The 8,530-nt window shown below is 57.1% G+C and carries 9 protein-coding genes; 3 read left to right on the top strand and 6 right to left on the bottom strand.

Annotated elements, in window-relative coordinates; genetic code table 11:
* Both Q7O77_RS11405 and Q7O77_RS11400 read right to left on the bottom strand, forming a co-directional pair.
* The coding region (locus Q7O77_RS11405) for a lipid kinase (protein ID WP_304167150.1) at positions 1–874 on the bottom strand (874 nt) is incomplete at its 3' end.
* A gap of 317 nt (positions 875–1,191) precedes the next feature.
* Complete coding sequence (locus tag Q7O77_RS11400; RefSeq protein ID WP_036153227.1) at positions 1,192–1,356, bottom strand: YqaE/Pmp3 family membrane protein; 165 nt, start codon at positions 1,354–1,356, stop codon at positions 1,192–1,194.
* 407 nt (positions 1,357–1,763) lie between these two features.
* Between Q7O77_RS11400 and Q7O77_RS11395 the strand changes: the two genes are divergently transcribed.
* Positions 1,764–1,955: a YegP family protein gene (locus Q7O77_RS11395; protein WP_304167145.1), complete on the top strand. Its 192-nt coding sequence runs from the start codon at positions 1,764–1,766 to the stop codon at positions 1,953–1,955.
* Between the two features lie 164 nt (positions 1,956–2,119).
* Here the strand turns inward: Q7O77_RS11395 and Q7O77_RS11390 are convergent, their stop codons facing one another.
* Positions 2,120–2,350, bottom strand: a complete 231-nt coding sequence (locus tag Q7O77_RS11390) for a DUF6500 family protein (RefSeq protein ID WP_304167143.1) — start codon at positions 2,348–2,350, stop codon at positions 2,120–2,122.
* A gap of 127 nt (positions 2,351–2,477) precedes the next feature.
* The gene (locus Q7O77_RS11385; RefSeq protein WP_304167141.1) at positions 2,478–3,515 is read right to left on the bottom strand and encodes a TIGR04086 family membrane protein; all 1,038 of its coding nucleotides are present in this window, start codon (positions 3,513–3,515) and stop codon (positions 2,478–2,480) included.
* Positions 3,516–4,337: 822 nt separating this feature from the next.
* Here Q7O77_RS11385 and Q7O77_RS11380 point away from each other — a divergent pair.
* Entirely contained in the window at positions 4,338–4,586 is a 249-nt protein-coding gene (locus Q7O77_RS11380) for a DUF883 family protein (protein ID WP_026740600.1), read from the top strand.
* A 285-nt stretch (positions 4,587–4,871) separates the two neighbouring features.
* Positions 4,872–5,594, top strand: a complete 723-nt coding sequence (locus Q7O77_RS11375; protein ID WP_304167138.1) for an SDR family oxidoreductase — start codon at positions 4,872–4,874, stop codon at positions 5,592–5,594.
* Between the two features lie 82 nt (positions 5,595–5,676).
* On the opposite strand, the gene Q7O77_RS11370 is transcribed toward Q7O77_RS11375, so the two are convergent.
* Both Q7O77_RS11370 and Q7O77_RS11365 read right to left on the bottom strand, forming a co-directional pair.
* Positions 5,677–7,512, bottom strand: a complete 1,836-nt coding sequence (locus Q7O77_RS11370) for an ABC transporter ATP-binding protein (protein ID WP_304167136.1) — start codon at positions 7,510–7,512, stop codon at positions 5,677–5,679.
* 89 nt (positions 7,513–7,601) lie between these two features.
* Positions 7,602–8,486 (bottom strand): gamma-glutamyltransferase, encoded by an 885-nt coding sequence (locus Q7O77_RS11365; RefSeq protein WP_304167133.1) that lies wholly within the window; start codon positions 8,484–8,486, stop codon positions 7,602–7,604.
* Positions 8,487–8,530: the final 44 nt, after the last annotated feature.

The following is an 8,530-nucleotide window of genomic DNA, read 5'->3' as shown; positions in this document are numbered from 1 at the left end:
CGTCAGATGTGTATAAGAGACAGGGCGTGGTGCCGACGATCTCACCATCGGCGTTAATATCGTGAGGACGCGACGTCTGCAACGTTAGCGCCGTGGTGGAAAAGGCACGGACTTTGCGCCAGCGGCCGTGAGTCCCGCGACGCAGGAACGGGATCAGCGCAATCATCTCCCACCAGTGATCGATTTCAAGGCTATACACGTCGAACAGCCCGTCATCCGGTTTGGCGCTCTGCTCCACCGTCATCCCACCGCCGTAAAAACGTCCGTTGCCCACGGAAACCTGCACGGTTTTGACCCGTTCGCGCTGACCGTCATGATCAATTTCCACGGTAAACGGCCGACTCTGTTTCAGCAGCCGGATAGCCGCCAGCGCATAGCCGACCGTGCCCCAGCGTTTTTTCGATTTGGCCGACAGCCCGCGCGCCATCGCGGCGGAAAAACCGATGCTGGAGACATTAAAGAAAGGGTGGCCGTTGACTTCGCCCAGATCGATCGCGCGCACGGCGCCGCGGGCGATGATCTCGATAGCCTGTTTGATATCGCGGGGAATGCCCAGCGTTCTCGCCAGATCGTTCGCCGTTCCCAGCGGCAGAATGCCGAGCGGTAAACCGGTCTCCATTAGCGCGTTAGCCGTCGAGTTCAGGGTCCCGTCTCCGCCGCCGACAATCACCATATCCACGTGCCCGGCATGGGTGCGGATGACATCCCAGTACCGGCTGTGCTTGTCCATTTTCGGGATGACGGGATCGATGTGCTTATCGCGCAGCCATTGCGCAATCGCGTCGATCGAGGTATCGCCATTGCGGGCCTTTTGATTGACGAGCAATAGCGCCCGGAAGCGATAGGTATCCGACATCTCTTGGGTATTCGCCATAAAGCCTCTCTGACCCGCCAAAGGGGAAAAACTCGCAAAGTTAACCACAGTAAAAAACACCGGTACAGGTTTTAGACCGTCGTTAAAGTGATAATAGACAAAACATTACATTCACTGACGCGGCGGCGACCCCGTAGACGTAAAAGCGCGCACTCACCTGAGGGAGAATGCATCAAAGTAAGGGGGAATAGTGGCGAAGACGGCAACAATCCTTATCACCTAAAGGGAAGTCGCAGGCACCCGTCTGCGATCAAAGCGAACGCGGCGCCATTGACGCCACGTTCGGTGAATCATGTTGCTGTTAACGGACCTGACACTCAGGCATCCGATTTCGTCTGAACCCAAAACGCATGAATCAGGCCCGGGATATACCCCAGCAGCGTCAGGATAATATTAATGATAAAGGCCCCGCCCAGCCCTTTGCCTAATAGCACACCCAGCGGGGGTAAAATAATCGTGAAAACAATTCTCCAAAATCCCATTCGCTTTCTCCACTCCAGGATAGTCAAGGTAACCATAGTCGCACGGCGTTAATATGCCAAATGCCAGTATATCGAAGGCCGTTTTATTCAGCCCCCGTCGATCCAATCCCTTGTCAGGATAGTTAACCGGTCAGGGTAAACGTGGGTAACGGTCGAAATCCGTCCCCACTTCGCCGGTGTCCCGATCCGTGTGCGGCGCCCGAGGTCAGACTGGCGTCGCCGGTCGCACCAACCGGTCCCGGCGCTTAAACAGATATGGAGGTAAAAGACGAAAAACCAATCCCGTCGGCAGACTTCATTCAAAAACCATTATTTTATCTAAACATTCCATATTGATATTGATAAAACCCGCTAATCAAACAATAGTTAATAACGGTCTATCTCACTGAACACTTTTAGGAGGATGAATGGGTCATTTCGTTATCAAGAAAAGCGCAAAGCAAACTGAGCAGCCTTACTACTTCAAGCTGGTTGCCTCTAACGGCGAAACTATCGCCACCAGCGAGATGTACGCCTCGAAGCAGAGTGCCAAAAAAGGGATTGAGTCCGTGCAGAAAAATGGGCCGACTACCGATATTCGCGACGAAACGGGCGCCTGACCGATTGAATTAAAGGCCCTTTGGGGCCTTGGTTCATGCTGTAGTTCTTGTTCTGACCCCACGATGTATGACATCGCAGCGATTGAATGGCCGTTCCGCCGACGAAAAACGCCTCAGCTTACTCTCTTGCATAGGTCGCAAGCCTTCACCCCCCAACGCTTTACCTAATTCGTTTCTGACTCCAGGGCCGAGACGAGCGATTTTATCTTTTCCGCCTTTTCGAAATGATCCAACTTCATCTCCATAATCCACCAGTGTGCAACTTCCATGAGTTGCTCGGGATCATCATTTTTATTGGCAAAAAACGCATAAAAAGACAGCCCTACATGGCTGCCTTTTGTATTGATTTTGGCCTCACAGGTCCTGATGATTTTCTCTTTCATCGCTGCTCGCACGCTTTCTCCTTCGGGGATGATGGCGATAGGTTCTGCCTACCATAATACCCGTTTTATGAAACCGCGCGAGCAGAGGGACAGACACAGAATGAGAGCCTTGCCTTTCCTTTACTCTTGCCCGCGAGTCTTAGGCACGAGCGGCATGTTTGAGGTTAGTTTTAACGCCCCACAGACCACCCAGAACGCTGACAATCGCACCGACCAGCAGCGCGAAGAAAGACCACAGCGCGGCTTTAGCCATCATGCTGGCTGCCTGCGCAGCCTTGTCCGCCGCTTCCTGTTTGAATTCGGCGTACTGCTGTTTGGCCTGGTTGATCTGGTCCTGCGCCTGGCTCAGACGTTTGTCCACTTCCTGCGCCGCTTTATCGCGAGCCTGAATCATGTTGTCGATGGTTTTATCCACTTCCTGCGGCGTCATCGAAGTATTTTCCGTCAGCGCTTTTTTCAGGTCGTCACGGTTGATGCCCTTGGAAATGGCGTCTGCGCGCGCCTTCAGTTTATCCGTCAGTCCTTGAATCACCGCATCGCTGTTGTTCGGTGCGGTCGCCAGCTGTTTCACGGCCTGAGTGATATCGCCTTTGGCTTCCACCATCTGCTGCTTCAGATAATCCGGCTGCAGCGTCGGGATGTTGGATTTTTTCAGCGCGGCGGCAACGTTGTCCTGCACTTTATCGCTCTGTACGTCCGTATTAATGGTGAACTGATCGAAGGCAGATTTACCCATTTCGCCCAGACCTGATGCGCCCTTGCCCAGCATATCGCCCGCGCCGGAAATCACTGAACCGGAGGCAGAGGCGATAGAACCCAGCATGTTTCCGGCGGTGCGCACGGCAGAACCGACCAGCATGGCGCCCAGAATCGCGGCCACAATCAGCGATGTAGCCCACACCAGAAAACCGTGGATCATACCGTCGTTACCCGCCAGACGACCCGCAACGAAAGCCCCAGCCAGCAGGCTGATGACGATGGAAACGGCGGTCCACAGGCCAAAGGCCATACCGGCGCCATTAGCAGGATTTTCGGCGTTGGGATCGACAATTGCGAATCCCATGCTGGTGCCTAACGTCGACAACAGCATGGAAACGGCGAGCACCGTGACCACACCACCGATAATGCTACCCCATGATATTGTCTTGAACGGTCTGATTTCATTGGTGACGTCCATCATTACTCCTTAGCTTTAGGATATATCCGGATGAGAATGCATTAAGAGTATAGACAGGTAATCTGAGCTGACCGCCCGATATCATTAATTTTATTGATGTAATGGCTTAATGTTGACCTTTGGTACAGGTCCCTGAAAGCGGAGCGGCATGATGCAGCTCTGACATCGTAAAAGCGCCCTTCCCTTCGTCGTGAAAGTGGCCGTGGAAACCGCATTTAGCCTGTCGCCTTGTTTACCTTTACTGAAGGCACAAGGGAGAGTGGACGAAGAGGTCATACATCGACGATGTCTCGCGGAGGCGGGAACGCGTGATTGCTGCCTCTCTCCGTCCTCTGAGTCGTTAGCCAGTGAATGAGGGAAAATCAGAAACACGTCAATGAAAGGTCCATGCAGCCTCTTTTATTCAAGGGCGCCCGTATGGAAGTGAGCACGATAGCGTCTGACGAGCGTCACACGGAGTGTAGGCAAGCCGGAGAGGTTTACAGAAACGTCAAAGAACGGTTTCATCGCTCTCGATCTTGTCCCTCCCGGTACTCTTTTTTGACCGCATAACACGCCAATCTGCCGCAAAATCGTTCAAAGACCTGCCTGAAAGCTGTTTTAGGAAATATCCGTTTTTACGCCGTAAAACAACGCGATAAAGGCAGAAAGCCGCATCCGCTCTGCCTCTGCGGGGCTGAGCGCGATCGCCAGTAAGGCGAAAAATCCCCTCCGGGTGTGAATGAGCGTAACAAAGAGGTAATAGTTGTGTGCCCTCCCCAGCATTCCTGCCAGCCTTTGCTACGCTTATAAGGACATTTAGCCATTAGCTAAGGAGCTGGTATGTTCGGAAAAGCAGAAGATAAAGTAAACGAAGCGGCTGGCGCTGCTCAGGAAACTTTCGGCGAGGCCACTGACTCACACGAGCATCAGTTCAAAGGGGCAGCAAAGAAATATGCCTCTCAGGCCAGCTATGCCGCACGCGATGCGGCTGATGTTGTTAAAAGTCAGGTTAAATCCAACCCGATGGCAGGCGTCGCTATTGCCGCCGCAACCGGGATTGTGCTGGGATTTTTACTCGGCCGTAAGTGATAAAGCGTCAGCGAACACCATGTGAGTCGCGGCAACGCGGCAAGCACAAAGGCCCCTCACCGGGCCTTTTTTTATCGGCGCAGTCTGTCTGCCATCCCCGTCTTTCGCTCACGATTCCCGCCTCGCTGGTCCGCTCTCACAGGAAAGTCAGCATTGTGTAAAACGGCTCCCACCCCGCGCTGGAAAGGCGTATTTTGCGGAGATACCCACAACATAGTGTTCCCCTCTTTCATCTGAACATGTCGGCTTAACGGATCCACCGGATGCCTGACTGAGGACGTAGCGATGAGTGACTTACGCGAAAAGCATATTGTGATTATCGGCGGCAGTTCCGGTATTGGTTTGACTATCGCCCGGCTGGCGGCGGCCGAAGGGGCGAGTCTGACGCTGATAGGGCGTCATCAGGACCGTCTGGAGCAGGCGAAAGACGCCCTTTCCGGCGCAAACATCATCGCCACGCTACAGGCGGATGCCCACGACCATGCGACCCTGCCGGCGCTGTTTGAGCATATTGCTCCCTGTGACCATCTGGTCTCGATGGTGGGCGACGCGATGGGCGGCGGCTTTGTCACAGCGGACATGGCGGTGATTGAACACGTTATCCACTCCAAGTTCCTGACCAACGTGTTGATTGGCAAACTGGCAGCAAACAAAATCCGCGACGGCGGCAGTCTGCTGTTCACGTCGGGAACCGGCGGCAAAGCGCAGCACGCCTGCGCAAGCTACGTCGGCAATCTGGGGATTAAAGCGTTAACGGAAGGACTGGCGGCCGAGCTGTCGCCCGCGATCCGCGTCAATGCCGTCGCGCCAACATGGACGCCGACGACATTCTGGCGCGATCAACCGGCGGAGAGCGTGGAACAGACGCGTCAGCACTTCGCGGACCTGATTCCGCTGGGACGGACAGCGAGCGTCGAAGAGCTGGCCAGCGCCTATCTGTTCCTGATGAAGAATGATTTCATCACCGGACAACAGCTAGCCGTAGACGGCGGCGTTATGCTGAACTAACCCCCAAGACGTCGACATTGAGCGCTTCCACGCCAAGCCGACATCAGCCGTCGACGTCTGCCCTTTACGCTTTTGCCCCCCATCAGGAAGCGTCAGACACCATGACCTGATGGCCGGGGCCGACCTCGGTATACACGCGCACTGGCGGCACATAGCCTAAAGGCCGCACCGGGCTTTTCAATTCCTCGATGGCCGCATTGCGCCGCATGCCGCGCCGCGCGGGATCGGGCACCGGCACCGCCGCTATCAGCTTTTGCGTATAGGGATGCTGAGGATGAGCGAAGATCGCCTCGCGCGGGCCGATCTCGACGATTTCGCCCAGACGCATCACCGCCACCCGGTGACTGACGCGCTCCACCACCGCCATATCATGAGAAATAAACAGGAACGCGATGTTGAACTGCGCCTGCAAATCGAGCAACAGATTGCATACCTGTGCCTTGATCGACACATCCAGCGCCGAGACGCTTTCATCCGCAATAATCACCTTGGGATTCAACGCCAGCGCCCGGGCAATCGCCACCCGCTGACGCTGCCCGCCGGAAAACTCGTGCGGGAAGCGATCCATCATGGACGGCGACAGCCCCACCCGATCCAGCAGTTCGGCGACCTTCTGCCGCGCCTCGGACGGCGAGGCCAGCCGGTGTTTAATCATTGGCTCGGCGACGGCCGCCCCCACCGTCATGCGCGGATTGAGGCTGGAAAACGGATCCTGAAAAATCATCTGCGCACTGCGTCGCATCGTGCGCAGACCGACGACGTCAAGATTCAGCACATCGTAACCGTCCAGCTGAACCTCGCCGCTGTGCGGTTCAATCAGCCGAATAATAGAGCGCCCGGTGGTCGACTTGCCGCAGCCGGACTCGCCCACCAGCGCCAGCGTCTCGCCCTGAAACAGATCGAACGAAACATTCTCCACCGCATGCACCGCACCGCTCGAACGCCCCAGCAGACCGGAACGAAGATTAAATCGCGTGACCAGATTTTTTACGGACAGCACCGGCGTCTTGCCGCTTTGCACCGTGTTAGGCACGTTACCCGCGGGGATAACTTCGCCGCTGTGCATGTCGATGCGCGGGAAGCGCAGCGGCCATGGCTGCCCGTCCATCGACCCCAGCGTCGGCACCGCGGCGAGCAGCGCCCGCGTGTAGGGATGTTTGCCGTGACGGAAGACGTCGGCGGTGTCGCCTGTTTCCACCTGTTCTCCGCGAAACATCACCAGCGTCCGGTCGGCGATTTCCGCCACCACGCCCATATCGTGCGTGATGAACAGCACCGCCATCCCCTCTTCTTCCTGCAAGGTTTTAATCAGATCCAGAATCTGCCCCTGAATGGTGACGTCGAGCGCGGTCGTCGGCTCATCGGCGATCAGCAGCTTGGGCTTTGAGGCCAGCGCCATCGCAATCATGACGCGCTGGCGCATACCGCCGGAGAACTGATGCGGGTAGTCGTCAAACCGGGCGGCGGGATTGGGAATACGCACCTTGTCCAGCAGCCGTAGCGTCTCTTCCCGCGCGGCCGCTTTGCCCAACCCCTTATGCTGCCGCAGCACCTCCGAAATTTGCCGCCCGATGGTGAATACCGGGTTGAGCGAGGTCATCGGTTCCTGAAAAATCATCGCGGCGTCGTTGCCGCGCACCTCGCGCATCGCCTTCTCCGGGAGCGATAGAATATCTTTCCCGTTCAGCATAATACGGCCTTCAATGCGGCTGGAGCGCGGATCGAGCAGGCGCATCACCGACAGCGAAGTCACGCTTTTGCCGGAGCCGCTCTCGCCGACGACGGCGACCGTTTCACCGGCTCGGACCTCGAAGGACATCCCGCGCACGACGGTTTTCCATTCGCCGTCCACGCGAAACGACGTAGTGAGATTCTGCACGGAAAGGACGCATTCCCGCGGCGGTTTTTGCTCATTCATGATTCAGTTTCCCCGTGACTAACGGCGGTCTTCGCATACCGTCTTGACCTGAATAGCTCGCGGCGTTTCACACCGCAGGGCGACATTTATCACCGGCCTATCGCGTATGCCTGCATCAGGCGCGGCGTAGCGGCGGCGCGCAGCAGCCCGTCTTCGTCCCGACGCGCAGCCGTCAGGCGGCCAATCGTCCAGGGATCGGACGCCACGATGTCGTGTCCGCGCGCCCTGAGTGCGGACAGCGCGGCGTCGCCGATGCTGCTTTCAATCATCACGTGCCCCGGCTGGCGGGTGCGCGGATAGAACGAGCCGGGGAAATGCGCGGTATGGAACAGCGGCAGATCAATCGCCTGTTGAAGGTTCAATCCGTAATGGGCGTAGCGCAGGAAAAACGCCAGCTGCCACTGATCCTGCTGGTCGCCGCCCGGCGTACCAAACGACAGCGTCGGCCGCCCCTCATACAGGGCAATCGACGGCGTGAGCGTGGTGCGCGGGCGCTTGCCGGGCGCCAGCGACGTCGGCAGACCCGGTTTAAGCCAGAACATCTGCGCGCGGGAGTTCAGGCAGAAGCCCAGCCCCGGGATTATCGGCGACGATTGCAGCCAGCCGCCGGACGGCGTCACCGATACCATATTGCCCTCACGATCGATGACGTCGATATGCACCGTGTCTCCCCGTTTTTCGGTCAGGTGCGACATGGTCGGTTCATACACCGCGCCCACGCCGCGCTGGGCGGCGAGCATGTTCAGCGTCAGATCGTATTGTTGGGTGTATCCCGGCAGGCACCCCGGCCGCAGCGCCAGCGAGGCATCGGCGGCAATCAGCTGGCGGCGGTCATCGTTATAGCCGTCGGACAGCAGGGTCTGCATCGGAACAGAGGCGAAGTTCGGGTCGCCGTAATAGACTTCTCGGTCCGCATACGCCAGCTTCATCGCCTCCACGACCGTATGAACGAAGTCCGGTCCCGCCGGGTCCATCGCGGCGATGTCTGTCTCTTATACACATCTGACGCTGCCGACGA

Origin of the sequence: Lonsdalea britannica (assembly GCF_946477055.1) — a bacterium.
GTDB lineage: Bacteria > Pseudomonadota > Gammaproteobacteria > Enterobacterales > Enterobacteriaceae > Lonsdalea > Lonsdalea britannica_A.
Note: the sequence above shows the minus strand (reverse complement) of the source record. Positions and strands in the feature narration are given on the sequence as shown.